The organism is Pantoea deleyi (genome assembly GCF_022647325.1).
GTDB classification, from domain to species: domain Bacteria; phylum Pseudomonadota; class Gammaproteobacteria; order Enterobacterales; family Enterobacteriaceae; genus Pantoea; species Pantoea deleyi.
On the sequence record NZ_CP071405.1, the window covers coordinates 2,258,825 to 2,277,739 of the forward strand.

The 18,915-nt window shown below is 58.6% G+C and carries 20 protein-coding genes; 11 read left to right on the forward strand and 9 right to left on the reverse strand.

Features of this window, described 5'->3' with window-relative positions; all coding sequences use genetic code 11:
- The first annotated feature begins 8 nt into the window (after nt 1-8).
- The 4 genes from tagH to J1C59_RS10635 are packed head-to-tail and all read left to right on the forward strand — an operon-like array spanning nt 9 to nt 4,358.
- Nucleotides 9-1,145, forward strand: coding sequence for a type VI secretion system-associated FHA domain protein TagH (gene tagH / locus J1C59_RS10620; RefSeq protein ID WP_128086028.1), 1,137 nt, complete (start codon nt 9-11; stop codon nt 1,143-1,145).
- Nucleotides 1,142-1,918, forward strand: a complete 777-nt coding sequence (locus J1C59_RS10625; RefSeq protein WP_128086029.1) for a PP2C family protein-serine/threonine phosphatase — start codon at nt 1,142-1,144, stop codon at nt 1,916-1,918. The genes tagH and J1C59_RS10625 overlap by 4 nt, the downstream gene beginning before the upstream one ends.
- A gap of 14 nt (nt 1,919-1,932) precedes the next feature.
- Nucleotides 1,933-2,886, forward strand: coding sequence for a hypothetical protein (locus J1C59_RS10630; protein ID WP_128086030.1), 954 nt, complete (start codon nt 1,933-1,935; stop codon nt 2,884-2,886).
- A gap of 44 nt (nt 2,887-2,930) precedes the next feature.
- Nucleotides 2,931-4,358: a serine/threonine protein kinase gene (locus J1C59_RS10635; protein WP_140917068.1), complete on the forward strand. Its 1,428-nt coding sequence runs from the start codon at nt 2,931-2,933 to the stop codon at nt 4,356-4,358.
- A 54-nt stretch (nt 4,359-4,412) separates the two neighbouring features.
- Here the strand turns inward: J1C59_RS10635 and J1C59_RS10640 are convergent, their stop codons facing one another.
- Complete coding sequence (locus J1C59_RS10640; RefSeq protein ID WP_167498259.1) at nt 4,413-5,087, reverse strand: gamma-glutamylcyclotransferase; 675 nt, start codon at nt 5,085-5,087, stop codon at nt 4,413-4,415.
- A gap of 223 nt (nt 5,088-5,310) precedes the next feature.
- Nucleotides 5,311-5,541, reverse strand: coding sequence for a putative cation transport regulator ChaB (chaB, locus tag J1C59_RS10645; RefSeq protein ID WP_111140246.1), 231 nt, complete (start codon nt 5,539-5,541; stop codon nt 5,311-5,313).
- Nucleotides 5,542-5,913: 372 nt separating this feature from the next.
- Here chaB and chaA point away from each other — a divergent pair, with 372 nt between their 5' ends.
- On the forward strand, nt 5,914-7,005 hold the full coding sequence (chaA, locus tag J1C59_RS10650; RefSeq protein ID WP_128086818.1) for a sodium-potassium/proton antiporter ChaA: 1,092 nt from the start codon (nt 5,914-5,916) through the stop codon (nt 7,003-7,005).
- Nucleotides 7,006-7,066: 61 nt separating this feature from the next.
- Here the strand turns inward: chaA and kdsA are convergent, their stop codons facing one another.
- From kdsA to hemA, 6 genes are read right to left on the reverse strand one after another with little or no spacing between them, the layout of a single operon-like run.
- Nucleotides 7,067-7,921, reverse strand: coding sequence for a 3-deoxy-8-phosphooctulonate synthase (gene kdsA, locus J1C59_RS10655; protein ID WP_140917070.1), 855 nt, complete (start codon nt 7,919-7,921; stop codon nt 7,067-7,069).
- Between the two features lie 25 nt (nt 7,922-7,946).
- Nucleotides 7,947-8,756, reverse strand: coding sequence for an invasion regulator SirB1 (sirB1, locus tag J1C59_RS10660; protein WP_128086819.1), 810 nt, complete (start codon nt 8,754-8,756; stop codon nt 7,947-7,949).
- A 1-nt stretch (nt 8,757) separates the two neighbouring features.
- On the reverse strand, nt 8,758-9,150 hold the full coding sequence (locus J1C59_RS10665; protein WP_128086820.1) for a SirB2 family protein: 393 nt from the start codon (nt 9,148-9,150) through the stop codon (nt 8,758-8,760).
- A complete protein-coding gene (prmC, locus tag J1C59_RS10670) occupies nt 9,150-10,007 on the reverse strand; it encodes a peptide chain release factor N(5)-glutamine methyltransferase (RefSeq protein WP_140917071.1) in 858 nt (285 codons plus the stop codon). Before prmC ends, J1C59_RS10665 begins: the two co-directional genes overlap by 1 nt.
- A complete protein-coding gene (gene prfA / locus J1C59_RS10675; protein WP_128084707.1) occupies nt 10,007-11,089 on the reverse strand; it encodes a peptide chain release factor 1 in 1,083 nt (360 codons plus the stop codon). Before prfA ends, prmC begins: the two co-directional genes overlap by 1 nt.
- A gap of 42 nt (nt 11,090-11,131) precedes the next feature.
- Entirely contained in the window at nt 11,132-12,388 is a 1,257-nt protein-coding gene (gene hemA, locus J1C59_RS10680; RefSeq protein ID WP_128084708.1) for a glutamyl-tRNA reductase, read from the reverse strand.
- Nucleotides 12,389-12,604: 216 nt separating this feature from the next.
- Between hemA and lolB the strand changes: the two genes are divergently transcribed.
- From lolB to J1C59_RS10700, 4 genes are all read left to right on the forward strand, one after another.
- On the forward strand, nt 12,605-13,228 hold the full coding sequence (gene lolB, locus J1C59_RS10685; RefSeq protein ID WP_111140254.1) for a lipoprotein insertase outer membrane protein LolB: 624 nt from the start codon (nt 12,605-12,607) through the stop codon (nt 13,226-13,228).
- Complete coding sequence (gene ispE, locus J1C59_RS10690) at nt 13,225-14,082, forward strand: 4-(cytidine 5'-diphospho)-2-C-methyl-D-erythritol kinase (RefSeq protein WP_128084709.1); 858 nt, start codon at nt 13,225-13,227, stop codon at nt 14,080-14,082. The genes lolB and ispE overlap by 4 nt, the downstream gene beginning before the upstream one ends.
- A gap of 136 nt (nt 14,083-14,218) precedes the next feature.
- Nucleotides 14,219-15,166, forward strand: coding sequence for a ribose-phosphate diphosphokinase (gene prs, locus J1C59_RS10695; protein WP_111140256.1), 948 nt, complete (start codon nt 14,219-14,221; stop codon nt 15,164-15,166).
- 210 nt (nt 15,167-15,376) lie between these two features.
- Entirely contained in the window at nt 15,377-16,528 is a 1,152-nt protein-coding gene (locus J1C59_RS10700) for a GGDEF domain-containing protein (RefSeq protein WP_128084710.1), read from the forward strand.
- Here J1C59_RS10700 and ychH read toward each other — a convergent pair.
- Nucleotides 16,525-16,800, reverse strand: a complete 276-nt coding sequence (ychH, locus tag J1C59_RS10705; RefSeq protein WP_128084711.1) for a stress-induced protein YchH — start codon at nt 16,798-16,800, stop codon at nt 16,525-16,527. The genes J1C59_RS10700 and ychH overlap by 4 nt on opposite strands.
- Before the next feature lie 255 nt (nt 16,801-17,055).
- Here ychH and pth point away from each other — a divergent pair, with 255 nt between their 5' ends.
- Nucleotides 17,056-17,643 carry an aminoacyl-tRNA hydrolase gene (pth, locus tag J1C59_RS10710; RefSeq protein WP_111140259.1) on the forward strand — a complete coding sequence of 196 codons (588 nt, stop codon included), beginning with the start codon at nt 17,056-17,058 and terminating at the stop codon, nt 17,641-17,643.
- Nucleotides 17,644-17,750: 107 nt separating this feature from the next.
- On the forward strand, nt 17,751-18,842 hold the full coding sequence (gene ychF, locus J1C59_RS10715; protein WP_128084712.1) for a redox-regulated ATPase YchF: 1,092 nt from the start codon (nt 17,751-17,753) through the stop codon (nt 18,840-18,842).
- The last annotated feature ends 73 nt before the right edge of the window (nt 18,843-18,915 follow it).

Here is an 18,915-nt window from a genome sequence, read left to right on the forward strand (position 1 = left end):
GATAACTCATGCAATTTACCATTGTGCAATGCACTACGGATGTTCCGGTCAGAAGCGTCGCGTTTCAGCCCCCTGGCGGCACCATTGGCCGCAGTCAGGACAACGATCTGGTGCTGCCGGATGAGACACGCGCGATCTCGCGGCTGCAGGCGCTGGTTCACCTGTCGCATGACGGCGAGTGTCGCCTGACTAATCAGGGCAGCGTCACGCCGGTGGAACACAACGGCCTGACGCTGGGGCGCGGGATGCAGGTGCTGCTGAAGCATGGCGATGCGCTGCGGATCGGCGACTACGCCCTGGAAGTACGCGATCCCGCCTGCCAGAACGCGCAGAGCGATCCGCTGGCGCTGTTTGCCGGTAACAGCGCCGAACCGGCTAATCCGCTGGGCATTCACGAACATCACGAGGTCGAGCCGTCGCTGCTGGTCAGCGAGACGCCCCCCTCGCGCCATGAGCGCCATACCGACGCCAGGCTGGCGATTGATCCGCAGGCCAGTGAGCCGCGCCGGGCGCTGACGGCGCAGCCGGTGGACCAGGATCGGCTCATTGCGGCCCTGCTGGATGGCATGGGGCTGAGCAACGGTCACGCCACGCCGGTGGATGAAGAGCAGATGCGCATCACCGGCCGGATGTTAAGCCTCTTTTCACAGGGCACCGTGGCGCTGCTCTCGTCGCGATCCATCCTCAAACGCGGCGTGAAAGCGGACATGACGATGATCCTGAACGAGGCGAATAACCCGTTCAAGATCCTGCCCTCCGGCAAAACCGTGCTGATGCAGATGTATCAGAGCCAGATGCCTGGCTTTATGCCGCCGGAACAGGCGGTACGCGATGCGCTGGTGGACCTGCAGGCCCACCAGCTGGGAATGATTGCCGGAATCCGCGCCATTATTGCGGCGATGCTGCAATCCTTTAATCCGCAGCGGCTGGAGGAGCAGGCGCGCGCCGATGGCGTGGTGTCGAAACTGCCCTTCTCCACCGTGAAAAAAGCGGCGATGTGGGACTACTTCATCCGTAACTATCAGCGAACGGCCGGCGAGATCGAAGACGATTTCCACACGCTGTTTGGCGAAGCCTTTCTTCATGCCTATGACATGGAGGTCAATCAGTATAAAGACTCTCAGACGCGGGTAGATGAAACATGAAGATCGTTTTTGCCAGCCGCTGCCAGCAGGGGCTGCGTGATGAGAATCAGGATCGTACAGGCGCCGGACTGGATGAGCGTAAAGCCTGCTTCGTGGTCTGCGACGGCGTCGCGGGGCTGCCCGGCGGCGAGAGGGCTGCGCAGCTGGTGCGTGACACGCTGATGAGTCAGCTCCAGGCGTACGACGACTTCACGCCGGAACGCACCCATCAGGCGATTGAACATTGCCGCGTCGTGCTGCACGAGGAGCAGGGTAAAAATCCGAAATATTCGCGTATGAGCACCACGCTGGCGGCCCTGTTTATCGACCGCGAAAAACAGCGCGCATGGTGGGCGCATGCCGGTGATAGCCGGGTTTATCACTTCCGGCGTGGCGTGCTGCATGAGGTCACCCGCGACCACAGCCTGGCGCAGCAGCTGAAAGAAGCGGGCTATGAAAATACCGGCATTAACAGTAATTTACTTTATAATGCGCTCGGCGCTGAGCCGCCTCGCTTAGTGAGCTTCTCGCAGGAGATTGCGCTGGAAGATGGCGATGCCTTTCTGGTCTGCACCGATGGTTTCTGGCTGAACCTGTCCAGCGGTGAAATGGAGCAGGCGCTGCGCATGGTCAATGCCTGCGAAGAGTGGCTGGCCCTGATGGAACAGGCGGTCAGCCGCACGGTAAAAAAAGACAATCTCAGCGCCCTGGCGGTCTGGATTGGTGAGCCGGAAGAGGCCACCCTGCTCTATTCACTGGCTGATTCGGCGCGCTTCCTGCCGCCTCGATTTTGATTCCAAGGATCCTTATGAAACTGTGGTTGCCCGGCATCATGACTCTGCTGATTGCCTTTCACGCCCAGGCTGAAAATTATCGTGTCGTCTACTCCCCCAGCCTGGCGCTGGAGGTCTACATCGACAACGTGGTGAGCAAAGCGCCTGATGACTGGTGTAAAGAGACGCTGCCGCTGCGCATCGTCTCCGGCAAAAGCAAGGATTCATCGGTGCTGACCACCTTTTTGCCCCGTGTCGGCACGCTGCTGGCGAATCAGTGCGGCCTGCTCGATGAGCTGCCCTGGCAGATGACCAATAAAGAGGGCGGCGTACTGGCCAGCGGCAGCGCCAGCAAACTGCAGAACTGGCGGCCTATCGTGATGGCCGATGCTACCGCCAGCGCCAGCGCAGCGAATGCCGCGCCGCTCGATCTGTCGCGGCCTGCGGACAGCACGCCGCTGCAACATTTTGATCTCCCCAGCGGCTGCCATTTCCGCACCGCCTGGGATGAACATGCCCACACCCTGTTTATTCCGGACGTCAGCAAGCAGCAGTGTTCGCCGGATGGCTGGGCTGAGGGTAAAAGTGAGCTGATGCTGGCGACCCCGGAACAGAGCACGCCGGTGGCTGTGACCTTCTATCAGGGCTATCCCATCGCCAACCTGAACATTCCGGACAGTCAACTGGAGGTCATCGCCGCGAATAACCAGCGTATGATCGTCAGACGCGCAGACGCGGCTGACAGCTGGCTGGTCCTGCCCTTTGATACCCGGCAACACGTCTGGCGCTTCAACGGTGCCCTGTTGATCAAAATGGATAAGAATGCTGCGCAGCAGGATGCTGACGCTGTGAAATCACGAGTCGATACGTTGCGCAGTCAGTGGGCGCCCTACTTCATGCCACAGCAAAAAGTGAATGTGTTACTTATCGACACCCTGCACGCGGATCTGGCCGATCCCGCTATCGGTGCCTGGCGTAACATCAATTAATTACCGCGCAGCCTGGCGAGCAGGCCGTGTACAGAGAGTTCACTATGTCGGCAAATGATAATCCGAAAACCGTTCCGAATGCCCTGCCTGACGGATACCGTTTTAACGAGTTTGAGATCAAAGAAGTGATTGGCGGCGGCGGCTTTGGCATCGTCTATCGTGCCTGGGATCACCAGCTCGAACGCACGATTGCCATCAAGGAGTATATGCCGGTTTCGCTGGCGGTCCGTGCCGCTGACCTGACGCTGGAGCTGCGCGGTGAGCGTTTCCAGAAGCTGTTTAATGCCGGACTGAACAGTTTTATTCAGGAAGCCCGTCTGCTGGCCCGCTTTAATCATCCCGGCCTGCTGCATGTGCTGCGCTTCTGGGAGCAGAATGGCACCGCCTATATGGGTACGCTCTATTACAGCGGGATGACGCTGAAAGAGTGGCAGCTCACCAGCCCGGCGTCGATCCCGGAAGCCTGGATCCGTCGCCTGCTGCCGCCCCTGCTGGGCGCAATCAGCACCATCCACCAGGCGGGCTATCTGCATCGCGATATCTCTCTCGATAATATCCAGATTCAGGAGAACCAGCTGCCGGTGCTGCTCGATTTCGGCTCGGCGCGCAAGGAAATTGGCAACCTCTCCGACGAAACGGAAATCATGCTCAAACCCGGTTTTGCGCCGATTGAGCAGTACAGCGAAGAGGGTGAGGTGGAACAGGGGCCGTGGACCGACATCTACGCCCTGGGCGCGGTGCTGCATAGCCTGATCACCGGCAATCCTCCGCCGGTCAGCGTGGTGCGCTGCATTGAGGATAACTATCAGCCGCTGACAGAACGCCAGCCAGAGGGCTATTCCCTGCCGCTGCTGCATGCCATCGACTGCGCGCTGGCGATGAAACCCGGCGATCGCCCGCAGACAATTGACGCCTTTGCCGCGCTCACCGATCTGCCCGTCAGCGACGTCGAGGCGGTAGTGAACAGTTTCCCGGTGCCTGGCGAGCCGACCGTGCTGCCGGTTGAGGAGCCTGCAGAGGTGACCGCGCCGGTGGTGATGGCGATGAATCCGGCTTCTGCGTCGGCCGAACCGGTGACGCCGCGCGCGGTGCGGCGGCTGTCGCCGGGCTTACTGGCCCTGGCGGCCGTGGCGGTACTGGCGGTGGGCGTCACCGTCTGGCTGACTAACCGCCCGGCTGCCGCACCGGAGCAGGTGAATGCCCGCCCGGCGGCGGCGCAGACGCCGGCAGCCGCGCCCCAGGCGGCGGCCGTGCCAGCGGCGCTGGCCACCGTCTACCTTAAACTTGCCAGCGGCGAGAGCGTGGTGCTGAACGGACAGCCGGTCGAGCTCAAACCCGGCAGCAGCGGCTTTGCGGCACTGAACCTGGCGGCGGGACAGTATAAGATCGATGTCAGCAACGGCAGCCAGACGCACACCCAGTCCCTGACGATCGACAAGCCCGGCACCTGGCTGATTAATCCGGGTAACTGATTGCCGGAACGAAAAAGGGCGCGACCCGGTCGCGCCCTGCTGCTCTGAACCTGCTCAGGCCTGCTTTGGCCAGGCCTGCTGCAGCGTCCGCACCTGCTGCGCCAGACGGCTCAGACTCTCCTCCTGCATACCGCGCCGGGTCAGCTCCTCCTCCAGCGCAAACAGATACTGCGCGTTTGTGCCGAGCGGGCCGCTGGCCGCCGCGATCAGTGGCGCTATCGCCTCCGGGCAGGCGTCCGATTCATAGAGCGGATGGCGCGGGTCCATAATAAAGGTCAGCGCCGTCACGCTGCGGCCATCTTCCAGCTGCAGCGCACACCACGTCGGCAGATAGCAGCCGGTGATCATTTCGCGTTTCCACAGCAGCATCAGTTCTTCCTGCAGCCGCGCCTCCGGCAGACGGAACGCCAGACCCGTGGTGCGTCCGCCCTGCTTCAGCGCCAGCATCCGGCCAGGGTGCGCGGCGGTGCCGCGGCCGGCAATCAGCCGCAGGCAGAACGCGCGGTGCCAGCCCTCCAGCGCGCCAGAGGCCACCTCATCCGCCTCGAAAATCGGATTCCACATCAGCGAGCCGTAACCAAAGATCCATACCGGGCTGTGATCGGGACGACAGGCCAGGGTGGCTGCCAGTGAGGCCGCACGCTGCTCGCAACTCCAGAGCAGCGTCTCTTCGATATCCCCGAACGACGTTTTACAATCCGCTTTTAATAGAAATTCCCGGGTAAGCAATGCGACCTCCTCAACTCCAACAGCGTCCTGCGAAAAGCTCCTGTAACATGATCGCCAAAACGGCACAGCGTTTTGTTCATTAATCGACAGTAATCTATTTACGCGCGGGGTTTCAAGCGTGATTCCGGTCGCAGGTTAAAAAAAACCAGATAATCCTGATAGCGCAGACGTAAAAAAGGGCCAGATATGCCTGGCCCTTTAGGGTTTTGCGGCTAGCGGCCGATTAGGTTTTGCGGTGCCACTTATCATCGTCCCCTTTTTCATACTCTTTTTTCACGGCGGACCAGGCTACCTTGTGGGCCACCTCCTCCCGGGAGTCGTCGCCGCGACGATCCTCCGCCTCTTTGTACTGGTCCCAGGCACTGTTAAAGGCCTGCTGATAGATATCCTGAGCGTGGGCGGGCAGAACGTGCTGAACGCTGTCGGGTAACTCACTGCGGTTTGAGTAAGGCATATCGGCTCCTGTGTCATGGATTCCTGCTAAGCCTGGCGCAGGCCCGGCAGATTGCAAACCCCGATTTATCGTCACTTAAGCAGAAAAATGCGCTTTAGCCCGGACAACTCACTATCAGAACGGGTTTTCTGCGGGGTTTAATGGCGGATTGTTGAGAAAGGCAAAGTGGTTCTCTGCTGATTATCCTTGCAATAATTGAGATAACATCAGGTTAATCCCGCTTTATCCTGTTATGCTGCTTAAGTAAAAAGTAGTAAATTTCTCCCGTCCGGGGCGGTGAAAAGTTAAACTGCGGACTACCCTGAAACTGATTATATTTTTAACAGCAGCATCCGCTGTGTCCGGATAATCATTAACCAGAGAGGATGGTGAATGCCTTCACATGAAAAAACACGTCACAAGGAGTTCTCGCTGATACTCCCCATTATCACGCTGGGGATACTCTATTTCTTTGGTGCTGACACCTCATTCCCTGTCGTGGTCGGCATCAACATCGTGGCGCTGATTGCCATTCTGAGCAGCGCATTCAGCGTCGTGCGCCACGCAGATGTCCTGGCGCACCGGCTTGGCGAACCCTACGGCTCCCTGATCCTGAGCCTCTCCGTCGTGATTCTGGAAGTGAGTCTGATCTCGGCGCTGATGGCGACCGGTGACGCCGCGCCCGGCCTGATGCGCGACACCCTCTATTCGATCGTGATGATTGTAACCGGCGGGCTGGTAGGCTTTGCGCTGCTGCTGGGCGGTAATAAATTTGCGACGCAGTACGTGAATCTGGCGGGCGTAAAACAGTATCTGATTGCGATCTTCCCGCTGGCGATTCTGGTGCTGGTGTTTCCGAATGCGCTGCCGGGCGGCAACTTCTCCATCACGCAGGCGCTGCTGATTGCCGCCATTTCTGCGGCGATGTATGGCGTCTTCCTGCTGATCCAGACCAAAACCCATCAGAGCCTGTTTGTTTACGAGCATGAAGATGAGAGTGATGACGGCGACCCGCATCATGGCAAGCCTTCCGCGCACAGCAGCGTCTGGCACACCGTCTGGCTGATCGTTCACCTGATTGCGGTCATAACCGTGACCAAAATGAATGCCAATACGCTGGAAAGCCTGCTGACCGAGATGAATGCCCCGGCGCAGTTTACCGGCTTCCTGGTCGCGCTGCTGATCCTCTCACCAGAGGGTCTGGGGGCGATCAAGGCCGTGCTGATGAATCAGGTGCAGCGTGCGATGAACCTCTTCTTCGGTTCGGTGCTGGCGACCATCTCGCTCACCGTTCCGGCGGTGACCATCATCGCGACCCTGACCGGACAGGAGCTTATCTTCGGGCTGGAGCCGCCGCAGATGGTGATTATGATGGCGTCGCTCATCCTCTGTCAGATCTCCTTCTCCACCGGACGCACCAATGTGCTGAACGGTGCCGCGCATCTGGCGCTGTTCATTGGTTATCTGATGACCATCATGCTCTAGAGCCCGCCGGCCACAGACGAAAAAAAAGAGCGATTTCTCGCTCTTTTTTTTACCGCAGCGTTTACTTGCTGGTATCGAGTTCCGGGAAGCGCTTGACCAGATCGTCAATCGCTTTCATCTGCACCAGGAACGGCTCCAGCTTATCCAGCGGCAGCGCGGACGGGCCGTCGCACAGGGCGTGGTCCGGGTCCGGATGCGCTTCGATAAACAGGCCAGCGATGCCAACGGCCATACCGGCACGCGCCAGCTCAGCCACCTGCGCACGACGACCGCCTGAGGCCGCGCCAAAGGGATCGCGGGTCTGCAGCGCGTGGGTCACATCGAAGATCACCGGGCTGTTTTTGGTGACTTTCTTCATCACGTTGAAGCCGAGCATATCGACAACCAGATTGTCGTAACCGAAGTTGCTGCCGCGGTCGCACAGGATCACTTTCTCGTTGCCGCCTTCAGCGAACTTGTCCACGATGTTACCCATCTGGCCAGGGCTGACGAACTGCGGCTTCTTGACGTTGATGACCGCGCCGGTTTTCGCCATCGCTTCCACCAGATCGGTCTGACGCGCCAGGAAGGCGGGCAGTTGGATCACATCCACCACCTCAGAAACCGGCTGCGCCTGCGCAGCTTCGTGTACGTCGGTGATAATTTTTACGCCGAAGGTCTGCTTCAGCTCCTGGAAAATCTTCATCCCCTCTTCCAGGCCCGGGCCACGGTAAGAGTGAATCGAGGAGCGGTTCGCCTTGTCAAAAGAGGCTTTGAAAACGTAAGGAATACCGAGTTTAGTGGTGACGGTGACGTAGTGTTCGCAGATGCGCATCGCCAGGTCGCGCGACTCCAGCACGTTCATTCCGCCAAACAGCACAAATGGCAGATCGTTTGCTACGTTGATCTCGCCAATACTCACGACTTTCTGTGTCATGCCCTTTCCTTTTCTGGGGGTCCGCTTAGTGCAGCGTGACCTGTTTTTGTTCGATTGCGTGAATCTGAACTTTGATCATTTCGCTGACCGGGTCTTCAGGACACTGCTCAACGAAGTAGTTTAAATCATTCAGGGCGATATGCTCGCACTCCAGCTGCGCGTAGATCAAACCGCGATCGCGGATTTCGTAGGGATCGTCAGGATCGATGCGCAGCAGCACCTGACTGACGTTCAGCGCCAGCTCCATCTTCTTCTCTTCCATCAGCGCCGCTTTCAGCGTGTCGAGCATTTTACGCATCACGGTGACGGTTTTGGCTTCGTCGAGATCGTCGTCATACAGGCGCGCCGTCGGGCTGATGTTGCCCTTGAGCCACACTTCCAGCGTGTGCCGGTCGAGCGTTTCGCCATTGAACGGGTTAATCATCCACTTATCGCCATCGATCCAGTCGGCGCGCAGAATCAGCTGCGTCGGGAAGATCACCGGCATCAGCGGCAGATCCAGCTCGGCAGCGATGTGCAGCAGGATAACGCCGAGTGACACCGCGGTGCCCTGCCGGGTCTTCAGCACATTGTCGATCCAGAGCGCATCCGAGAGGTTGTAGACGCCGCTGGCGCCGCCAAAGCCCCACTGACGATAAAACAGCTCCAGCAGCTTTTCGAGCTGCAGGTCGGCATCTTCGGTATGGCTGACGTAGTCACGGGCTTCGGCCACTAATGCCGCAAGTTGTGCTTCCACCGACAGCGCCGGGAAATCGGCCCGGATGGCAAGCGTGGCGCCAATTACCGCTTCACACAGCGGTATCTGGCTGAAATCTAATTCTTCGGTCGAGGTCATGCTATCCCCATAACGGCATTTTGGTCAGCGCCAGCGTAATAATGGTCACCAGAGCGATTAACGCGATCAGAAAAGCGATCCATCGGGTGCGATCAGTACGTGGACGGCGACGCAATGCCACAAATCCTAAGGCGATGTAGATGATAACCGCTAAAAGCTTCTCCGTCAGCCAGCTTCCTTGCGGTGTGAAGGGATAGAAGTGCGTTATCAGCACCAGCAGAACGCCGGTCACCAGCAGCAGCGTGTCGTTGGCGTGCGGCAGAATGCGCACCCAGCGGCGGGTCAGCATCGCCGACCCCTGTCGCAGCCAGTAAAAACGCAGCAGGAACAGCGTCACGGTGATCCACACCGTCGCCAGGTGCAGATTTTTGATCAGGGGATAAAAGGCGGCCATTATGAATCCTTTTCAGCGCGCGTTAACAGGCGAAACTGACCCAGGGTCACGCGCGGATTGCCGCCGTAATCCTGAACGGTTTCCACGGCGGTATAACCGGCCTGGCGCATCAGCGCAGCCACTGCCTCGCCCTGCTGCCAGCCATGTTCCAGCAGCAGCCAGCCATCCGGCAGCAGCCATTCGGGCGCCTGTTCGATAAGTGTGCGCAGATCCGCCAGTCCCGCCTCCTCCGCCACCAGTGCGCTGCGCGGTTCAAACCGCACATCGCCCTGCTCCAGATGAACATCGCTGGCGTCAATATAGGGGGGGTTACTGACAATGAGGGTAAACCGCTGCGGCGGCAGCGCCTGGAACCAGTGGCTGAGCAGGAAGCGGGTGTTGCGCAGGCTGAGATGCTGCGCGTTGCTCGCGGCCAGCGCTACCGCGGCGGGGATCCGGTCAACGCCGGTCACCTCACAGTCGGGCCGCTCGCTGGCCAGCGCCAGCGCAATCGCACCGGTGCCGGTGCCCATATCCAGAATGGTCGCCGGGGTTGCGGGCAGATGGCGCAGCGCCTCTTCCACCAGCAGCTCGGTATCGGGACGCGGGATCAGCGTGGCGTCATTGACCCGCAGAGGCAGCGACCAGAACTCGCGCTCGCCCACCAGATGCGCCACCGGCTCACCGCGGGCGCGACGCGCCAGCAGGCTCTCCAGCTGCGCGAGCTGCGCGGGACTGAGCACCGTTTCATCAAAGGCGATTAACCAGCTGCGGGATTTGCCGGTCACGAAGCCTAACAGGATCTCAGCGTCACGCTTAGGGCTGTCACCGCCGCAGAGCGTGGCGACAGCCTGTTTCAGCCAGTGACGAATATCCATCAATCCTGACCAGCCAGCGCCGCCAGCTGATCCGCCTGGTACTCCTGCACGATCGGCTCAATCAGGCTGTCGATCCTGCCTTCCATCACCTCGTCCAGACGGTAGATGGTCAGGTTGATGCGGTGATCGGTGACGCGACCCTGCGGGAAGTTATAGGTGCGGATACGGTCGGAACGGTCACCGCTGCCTAACAGGTTGCGGCGGGTGCTGGCTTCGGCGGCCTGACGACGGGCCATCTCTGCGGCGTGGATACGCGACCCCAGTACCGCCAGCGCTTTGGCTTTGTTTTTATGCTGGGAACGTTCGTCCTGACACTCCACCACGATGCCGGTTGGCAGGTGGGTAATACGGATCGCAGAATCGGTGGTGTTAACGTGCTGACCGCCTGCGCCGGATGAGCGGAAGGTATCGATTTTCAGATCCCCGGCGTTAATCTCCGGCAGTTCCGCTTCCGGAATTTCTGGCATCACGGCGACGGTACAGGCGGAGGTGTGGATACGGCCCTGAGATTCAGTTTCCGGCACGCGCTGCACGCGGTGTCCGCCCGACTCAAACTTCATGCGGCCATAGGCACCGTCACCGGTAATACGGGCAATCACCTCTTTGTAGCCACCGTGCTCGCCTTCGTTGGCGCTGACGATCTCTACGCGCCAGCGACGCGCTTCCGCGTAGCGGCTGTACATGCGGAACAGATCGCCGGCAAAAATGGCGGCTTCATCGCCGCCGGTGCCGGCGCGCACTTCGACAAAACAGGCGCGCTCATCATCGGGATCTTTCGGCAGCAGCAGAACCTGCAATTGTTGCTCGAGCGCGTCGCTCTTCTCGCGCGCTTCCTGTAACTCTTCCTGCGCCATGTCGCGCATTTCCGGGTCATCCAGCATCTGCTGCGCGGTGTCGATATCGTCCTGCACCTGCTGCCAGTCGCGGAAACAACGGCTCACGTCGGTCAGCTGCGCATATTCGCGTGACAGCGCACGGAAACGCTCCTGATCGGCGATCACGCCAGCATCGCCCAGCATCGCTTCCACTTCTTCGTGGCGCTCCTGCAGCGCTTCCAGTTTGGCAACTATAGAGGTTTTCATTTAAATGTGGGATTCCCGTAACAGGTGGCGACAGCGGTGTGCCTAATCGAGACCCAGGCTGTCGCGTAAAATCTGCAGGCGTTCATTATCGCCGTCGCGGGCGGCCTGCTGAAGTGATTTGGTTGGAGCATGGATTAAACGGTTGGTCAGCTTGTGCGCCAGTTCCTGCATGATTTTCTGCGGATCGCCGCCCTGTTGCAGGGCCTGCAGCGCACGGCCTTCCAGCTCAGCACGGATCTCATCCGCCTGAGAACGGTATTCCCGGATGGTATTGACCGCACCCTGCGAGCGCAGCCACGCCATAAATTCACTGCTTTCCTGCACGACGATGTTTTCGGCCTGCACCGCCGCCGCTTTACGCTGCGCCAGGTTCTGCTCGATGATCGCCTGCAGATCGTCCACGCTGTAGAGATAGGCGTTAGGCAGGTCGCCCACTTCCGGCTCCACATCGCGCGGTACGGCAATATCCACCAGCAGCATCGGTTTGTTGCGTCGCGCTTTCAGGGCGCGCTCCATCATCCCTTTACCGATAATCGGTAACGGACTGGAGGTGGAGGAGATAATAATGTCGGCTTCGGCCAGGCGGGCGTCGATCTCCGCCAGCGTGATCACCTCAGCGCCCACTTCCGACGCCAGCGTTTCGGCGCGTTCGCGGGTCCGGTTGGCGATGATGAGGTTTTTGACCTGATGTTCACGCAGGTGACGCGCCACCAGCTCAATGGTCTCGCCCGCGCCCACCAGCAGGACGTTGACCGACGAGAGAGATTCAAAGATCTGGCGCGCCAGGGTACAGGCGGCAAACGCCACCGACACCGCATTGGCCCCGATATCGGTTTCCGTGCGGACGCGCTTGGCGACCGAGAAAGTTTTCTGGAACATGCGTTCCAGCTCGCTGCTCAGCGCCTGACCGCGTGAGGAGTCCGCAAAGGCTTTCTTGACCTGACCCAGGATCTGCGGTTCGCCGAGCACCAGTGAGTCGAGCCCGCTGGCGACGCGCATCAGGTGGCTGACAGCCTCGTTATCCTGATGCCAGTAGAGGCTGTTACGCACATCCTCTTCATTCAGCTGATGATAATTGCACAACCAGCTCACCAGACGCGCCTGCAAATCGGCCTGCTGCTCTACACTCAGGTAGAGCTCGGTCCGGTTACAGGTGGACAGCACCACGCCGCTCTGCACCATTGGCTGTGATAACAGGCTGTTTAATGCCTGCTCAAGCGTCTCCGGCCCGAACGAAACACGTTCGCGCAGAGCAATGGGGGCGGTCTTGTGGTTGATTCCGAGAGCGAGCAGCGTCATGGTAGTTTTGGTTGGGATGTCCCAATAATGTCAGGGTTTTGTGATGCGCATTCTACAAGATGCGGCAGATCAAGAAAAGCCATACAAAGGCTATGACTGTAATAAGATTAACCCGATCAACCGCAATTTGCTGCATAACAGCATTGACGGTTAAAACCAGGGCGGTTAGCGTTATCCGTTACGATTAATCAATGTGTCCGAGGAGATGACCACTTGATGCTTACTTCACCACGCAATCTGTTGCGCCTTTTGCCCCTTGCCAGCGTTCTGCTGGCGGCCTGTAGCGTCAACAAACCGCAAGGTCCCGGCCCCAGCGTCACCGCGCCACAGTGGCAACAGCATCAGCAGGCGGTCTCAAAGGTCACGCATTATCAGACGCGCGGCGCCTTTGCCTACCTCTCCGACAGGCAGAAGGTCTACGCCCGCTTCAACTGGCAGCAGACCGCGCCCGATCGCTATCGCCTCTTGCTGACCAACCCGCTCGGCAGCACCGAACTGCAGCTGGATGCGCAGGGCTCCGTGGTGCAGATCGTCGATAACAAGGGCAAGCGCTACGTCAGCAACGATGCGCAGAAGATGATCTCCCAGCTCACCGGCATGAATATCCCGCTGGCGAACCTGCGTCAGTGGATGATGGGTCTGCCGGGTGACGCCACCGACTATCAGCTTAACGAAAACTATCAGCTGCGCAGCCTGAACTACAGCCGCGACGGTCAGAGCTGGCAGGTTTCCATCGCCGGTTACGACAGCAAAGTTACCCCGCCGCTGCCCTCCAGCCTGGAGCTGAAAGAGGGTGACCAGCGCATCAAACTGCGTATGGACGGCTGGACCGTTCAATGATCACCCACTGGCCCGCTCCGGCGAAACTGAATCTTTTTCTCTACATCACCGGCCGTCGTCCCGACGGCTATCACAACCTGCAGACGCTGTTTCAGTTCCTCGATTATGGCGACCGGTTGCAGATCACCGTTGATGACAGCGATGCCATTACGCTGTTAACGCCGCTGCCGGGCGTCGCGGATGCCGACAACCTGATTGTGCGTGCCGCGCAGCGACTGAAACAGGCGGCGCAGGCCAGAAACAGCCTGCCCGCGCGCGCGGGTGCGCAGATTGCCATCGAAAAGCAGCTGCCGATGGGCGGCGGGCTGGGCGGCGGCTCGTCGGATGCGGCTACCGTCCTGGTCGCGCTGAATCATCTGTGGCAGACCGGCTTTACGCCGGATGAGCTGGCGGCCATCGGCGTCACGCTGGGCGCGGATGTGCCGGTGTTTGTGCAGGGCTTCGCGGCCTTTGCGCAGGGCGTCGGCGAAGAGCTGCAGCCCGCCAGGCCGGAAGAGAAATGGTATCTCGTCGCCCATCCGGGCGTGCACATCAGCACCCCGCAGGTCTTTAACGATCCTGAACTGACACGGGATACGCCATCGCGCAGTTTATCGACGCTTTTAGCCTTACCCTTCACCAATGATTGTGAAGCAGTGGTAAGAAAACGTTTTCGTGAGGTTGATGAGCTTGTTTCCTGGCTGCTAGAATACGCGCCGTCACGCCTGACTGGCACAGGCGCTTGTGTGTTTGCTGAATTTGACACCGAGTCTGCTGCCCGCCAGGTGCTGGAGCTTGCCCCGCAGGGGGTGCGCGGATTTGTAGCCCGGGGCGTTAACGTTTCGCCGCTACAGCGTACCCTGCAGGGCGATTAGCGAAAGCGTGACAGTGTCACCACGTTCCGGACACTGCACCTTTCGCATCAACACACCCGTGTGAACGCTCATGATTGTACGCGCCGGTTACAATCATGCCGTTCATTCTCTGGACGCAAAGCCTGAGGTTCTTCTCGTGCCTGATATGAAGCTATTTGCTGGTAACGCCACCCCGGAACTAGCACAACGTATTGCCAACCGCCTTTACACCAGTCTGGGAGACGCCGCTGTCGGTCGTTTCAGTGATGGTGAAGTGAGCGTACAGATCAACGAAAATGTACGCGGTGGTGATATTTTCATCATCCAGTCCACCTGTGCTCCCACCAACGATAATCTGATGGAACTGGTTGTGATGGTCGACGCACTGCGTCGTGCTTCTGCTGGTCGTATTACCGCAGTCATCCCCTACTTTGGCTATGCCCGTCAGGATCGCCGCGTGCGCTCCGCGCGTGTGCCTATCACCGCTAAGGTAGTGGCAGACTTCCTTTCCAGCGTCGGAGTTGACCGTGTTCTTACGGTTGACCTGCACGCCGAGCAGATCCAGGGCTTCTTCGACGTCCCGGTTGATAACGTATTTGGCAGCCCGATCCTGCTGGAAGATATGATGCAGATCGGTCTGGAAAACCCGATTGTTGTTTCTCCCGATATTGGTGGCGTAGTACGTGCCCGTGCTATCGCTAAACTGCTGAACGACACCGATATGGCCATCATCGATAAACGTCGCCCTCGCGCGAACGTTTCTCAGGTGATGCATATCATTGGTGACGTTGCTGGCCGCGACTGCGTGCTGGTCGACGACATGATCGACACCGGCGGCACGCTGTGCAAAGCGGCTGAAGCGCTGAAAGAGCGTGGTGCTAAACGCGTATTTGCTTACGCCACGCACCCGATCTTCTCCGGCAACGCCGTTGAAAACCTGCGTAAGTCTGTACTCGACCAGGTGATCGTCTGCGATACCATCCCGCTTTCTGAAGAGATCCGGTCTCTGCCGAACGTTCGCACGCTGACCCTGTCTGGCATGCTGGCCGAAGCGATTCGCCGCATCAGTAACGAAGAGTCAATCTCGGCGATGTTCGAGCATTAATCTTCGCTAAACCGGGCCCTGTGCCCGGTTTTTTTTCGCCCGCTTCCGGATTAACGCGCTCTCTTTTCTGATATTAGCGCGATAAATTTCCTTAAAACCTCCGGTTTTTGACGCCTCTCACTCTTTTCACAAAACCCTGTGTTCCCCGCTTCTGCCCTGTAGCATTAAATGGTAATTTGCAGCGCCTTTTCTCACCAGAAACCCATCATCATGCGTCTCGATATTTATACTCTGTTTGTCTGCGAGCTCTATGTTCTGGGGTTTCTGAGCATCATCATGGTTTTCGCCTGGCTGGGTTCACAGCGCGATCGCATTCTGGGGTTTACCAGCCTGTCGCTGATTTTCACCCTGATCTCCGTCTTTCTGAGCAGCCTGCGCAGCAGCGGTCTGCATTTCCTGCCGGTGGCGGTCGGCAACATTGTGGTCCTGCTCGCCTATGGCACATTGCTGAATGCGTTCCGCCGTTTCTGCGGTAAACCCATCGGCCATCACTGGCTGCTGGGTGCCCTGATCTGGGCGCTGCTCTGCTGTTTCCCGGCCTTTTACGACAGCCTGCCCAGACGGGTGGTGGTGCTCTGCATCGCCTGCATTCTCTATACCGCAGCCCTGATCCAGCTGATGTGGCAGGCCCGCGAGACGCTGAGAGTTACCTTCTGGCCCGCGCAGTTGCTGCTGTGGATCCATCTGCTGTTTCATCTGGCGCGCCTGTTTCTGGACAGCGCAATCCCCACTGCAAAGCCGGGCGCGATTGGCGGCTCAGACTTCTCGGTTTACGTCATCCTGGAGTCTATTCTGTTTGTTATCGGCCTGGCGTTTACCATTCTCGCCATGGTCAACGAGCGGATGCAGGTCACGCTGAGGCAGACTTCGCTGCACGATCCTCTTACCAGCGTATGGAACCGGCGCGCCCTGTTGAGTGAAGCGGAGAAGATAGTGGCGCGCTGCCGGCGTCAGAACCGGCCTTACAGCGCCATCCTGTTCGATCTGGATCATTTCAAAAGCATCAACGATCAGTATGGCCACCAGCAGGGTGACAAAGTTTTAATCCACTTTTGCGAGATCGTCAGGACACTGCTGCCAGCCGAAGGGCGTTTTGCCCGCATGGGCGGCGAGGAGTTTGCGGCGATACTGCCAGCGGCGTCAAAGGAAACGGAGGTCTGGTGTGAAGCGATTCGCCTGGCGGTCTGTGCGTCGCGGCCCGACGCTGTTGCCTATTCGGTCAGCATCGGGTTTGCAACGGTTACGCATCCGCAGCAGGGATTTGATGATTTACTGGCACTGGCGGACGCGGCGCTCTATTACGCTAAGGCCAGCGGCCGGAACCGCACCGCGCAGCATCCGCTCCCTGTCGCCATCAGTTAATGGTGGGAGTTGGGCGACCGGCGGCAGCGTTTATCGTAGTGACGCAGCCAGTAGTAGCGATCTTCCACTTTTTCACGGCCACTGACACGTGCGCCCACCAGCCACAGCAGTGCGCCGATAAAGATGCTTAAGATCGCACCCTGCGCCAGGATCTGCGGCATGTTCAGAGTGGGCAACTGGTTCGCAATGGAGACACCCACGCCCAGAACCATCGTGACTAATCCCAGTACCATCAAACTGTTACCCGCCATACGGCAGTGTTGATGTTTCATGCTGAACCTCCATCCATACAGGTTAAGAACCGCACACAATGTTAAGTGTCATAAGTTTAGGCAATGGCTGAAGTCAACGTTGCGTACTGGATCACACATCAGCCATAAAGGATTGCGTGGTCCTGATGGCAGCCTGTTGATTTAGATAGAAAATGATTAATCACCCTCATGAACCATTTCGCGGCATCGGCTTTGTCATCTCGCCTGCGGCGAAGTAAACTAACGCCCTTTCGCAATAACAGCAGGATAATCATTGTGAGCAGCATTAAACTGATTGTAGGCCTCGCCAATCCGGGCGCTGAATATGCCGCCACGCGCCACAACGCGGGCGCCTGGTATCTGGATTTACTGGCTGAACGTCACAATCAGTCACTGAAAGAGGAAAGCAAATTCTATGGCTATACCGCCCGCCTGGCGATAGCCGGAGAAGATGTGCGCCTGCTGGTGCCGACGACCTTTATGAACCTGAGCGGCAAGGCGGTCGCGGCGATGGCGACCTTTTATCGTATCGCCCCGGAGGAGATCCTGGTGGCGCATGACGAACTCGACCTGCCCCCTGGCGTGGCTAAGTTCAAACAGGGCGGCGGCCACGGCGGTCACAACGGGCTGAAAGACATCATCAGCAAGCTGGGCAACAACAACAATTTTCACCGTCTGCGCATCGGCATCGGCCATCCCGGCGACCGCAACAAGGTGACCGGATTTGTGCTGGGCAAGCCGCCCGCCAGCGAGCAGAAGCTGATCGATGATGCGATAGATGAAGCGGCGCGCTGCACCGAGCTGTGGCTGAAAGAGGATCGCATCAAGGCGATGAACCGTCTGCACGCCTTCAAACCGGCTTAAACGCCCGAATCGTCGCGTTTCCGTGTATAATGCGCGAAATTTCCAGTTCGTCTCCGACAGTTCGCCGTCTGGCGCACTGTCCATCCAGTCATAAAGGGTATTAAACCATGGGATTCAAATGCGGTATCGTGGGCCTGCCGAACGTCGGTAAATCCACTCTGTTTAACGCGCTGACCAAAGCGGGTATTGAAGCGGCTAACTTCCCCTTCTGCACCATTGAGCCAAACACGGGCGTTGTGCCAATGCCTGACCTGCGTCTCGATCAGCTCTCTGAGATCGTCAAGCCGCAGCGCGTGGTGCCGACTACCATGGAATTTGTCGATATCGCCGGTCTGGTGAAAGGCGCGTCGAAAGGTGAAGGCCTGGGCAACCAGTTCCTGACCAACATCCGCGAAACCGAAGCGATCGGCCATGTGGTTCGCTGCTTTGAGAACGACAACATCATCCACGTTGCGGGTAAAGTGAACCCGGCTGAAGATATTGACGTGATCAATACCGAGCTGGCGCTTTCCGATCTCGACACCTGTGAACGTGCGATTCAGCGCGTGCAGAAGAAAGCCAAAGGCGGCGATAAAGATGCGAAGGCCGAACTGGCCGCGCTGGAGAAGTGCCTGCCGCACCTCTCTGAAGCGGGCATGCTGCGTTCACTGGATCTGGATGCCGATGAGAAAGCGGCCATCCGCTACCTGAGCTTCCTGACGCTGAAACCGACCATGTACATCGCCAACGTCAATGAAGATGGTTTCGAGAACAACCCGTACCTGGATCAGGTTCGCGCTATCGCTGAAGCGGAAGGGTCTGTCGTAGTGCCGGTGTGCGCTGCGGTTGAGTCTGACATCGCCGAGCTGGAAGATGAAGATCGCGACGAGTTTATGGCTGAGCTGGGACTGGAAGAGCCAGGCCTGAACCGCGTGATCCGCGCCGGTTACGCCCTGCTGAACCTGCAGACCTACTTCACCGCAGGCGTGAAAGAAGTTCGCGCATGGACTATCCCGGTCGGCGCGACGGCACCACAGGCTGCCGGTAAAATCCATACCGACTTCGAGAAAGGCTTTATCCGCGCCCAGACCATCGCGTTTGAAGACTTTATCGCCTTCAAGGGTGAACAGGGTGCGAAAGAAGCCGGCAAGATGCGTTCAGAAGGCAAAGAGTACATCGTCAAAGATGGCGATGTGATGAACTTCCTGTTTAACGTCTGAGTTAACAACTGGCTCATGGGGTTTCAGCACCCCATGAGGTCTGACAGACCTGTAAAAATCCACGCCACTGCGT

Excerpts from the sequence above, each read along its gene's own strand:
- J1C59_RS10630 (WP_128086030.1), top strand. The coding sequence starts at position 1,933 with ATGAAACTGTGGTTGCCCGGCATCATGACTCTGCTGATTGCCTTTCAC.
- prfA (WP_128084707.1), bottom strand. The coding sequence starts at position 11,089 with ATGAAAACCTCTATAGTTGCCAAACTGGAAGCGCTGCAGGAGCGCCAC.
- prmC (WP_140917071.1), bottom strand. The coding sequence starts at position 10,007 with ATGGATATTCGTCACTGGCTGAAACAGGCTGTCGCCACGCTCTGCGGC.
- J1C59_RS10665 (WP_128086820.1), bottom strand. The coding sequence starts at position 9,150 with ATGGCCGCCTTTTATCCCCTGATCAAAAATCTGCACCTGGCGACGGTG.
- lolB (WP_111140254.1), top strand. The coding sequence starts at position 12,605 with ATGCTTACTTCACCACGCAATCTGTTGCGCCTTTTGCCCCTTGCCAGC.
- sirB1 (WP_128086819.1), bottom strand. The coding sequence starts at position 8,756 with ATGACCTCGACCGAAGAATTAGATTTCAGCCAGATACCGCTGTGTGAA.
- J1C59_RS10625 (WP_128086029.1), top strand. The coding sequence starts at position 1,142 with ATGAAGATCGTTTTTGCCAGCCGCTGCCAGCAGGGGCTGCGTGATGAG.
- ispE (WP_128084709.1), top strand. The coding sequence starts at position 13,225 with ATGATCACCCACTGGCCCGCTCCGGCGAAACTGAATCTTTTTCTCTAC.
- J1C59_RS10700 (WP_128084710.1), top strand. The coding sequence starts at position 15,377 with ATGCGTCTCGATATTTATACTCTGTTTGTCTGCGAGCTCTATGTTCTG.
- tagH (WP_128086028.1), top strand. The coding sequence starts at position 9 with ATGCAATTTACCATTGTGCAATGCACTACGGATGTTCCGGTCAGAAGC.
- hemA (WP_128084708.1), bottom strand. The coding sequence starts at position 12,388 with ATGACGCTGCTCGCTCTCGGAATCAACCACAAGACCGCCCCCATTGCT.
- kdsA (WP_140917070.1), bottom strand. The coding sequence starts at position 7,921 with ATGACACAGAAAGTCGTGAGTATTGGCGAGATCAACGTAGCAAACGAT.
- chaB (WP_111140246.1), bottom strand. The coding sequence starts at position 5,541 with ATGCCTTACTCAAACCGCAGTGAGTTACCCGACAGCGTTCAGCACGTT.
- J1C59_RS10635 (WP_140917068.1), top strand. The coding sequence starts at position 2,931 with ATGTCGGCAAATGATAATCCGAAAACCGTTCCGAATGCCCTGCCTGAC.
- ychF (WP_128084712.1), top strand. The coding sequence starts at position 17,751 with ATGGGATTCAAATGCGGTATCGTGGGCCTGCCGAACGTCGGTAAATCC.
- chaA (WP_128086818.1), top strand. The coding sequence starts at position 5,914 with ATGCCTTCACATGAAAAAACACGTCACAAGGAGTTCTCGCTGATACTC.
- ychH (WP_128084711.1), bottom strand. The coding sequence starts at position 16,800 with ATGAAACATCAACACTGCCGTATGGCGGGTAACAGTTTGATGGTACTG.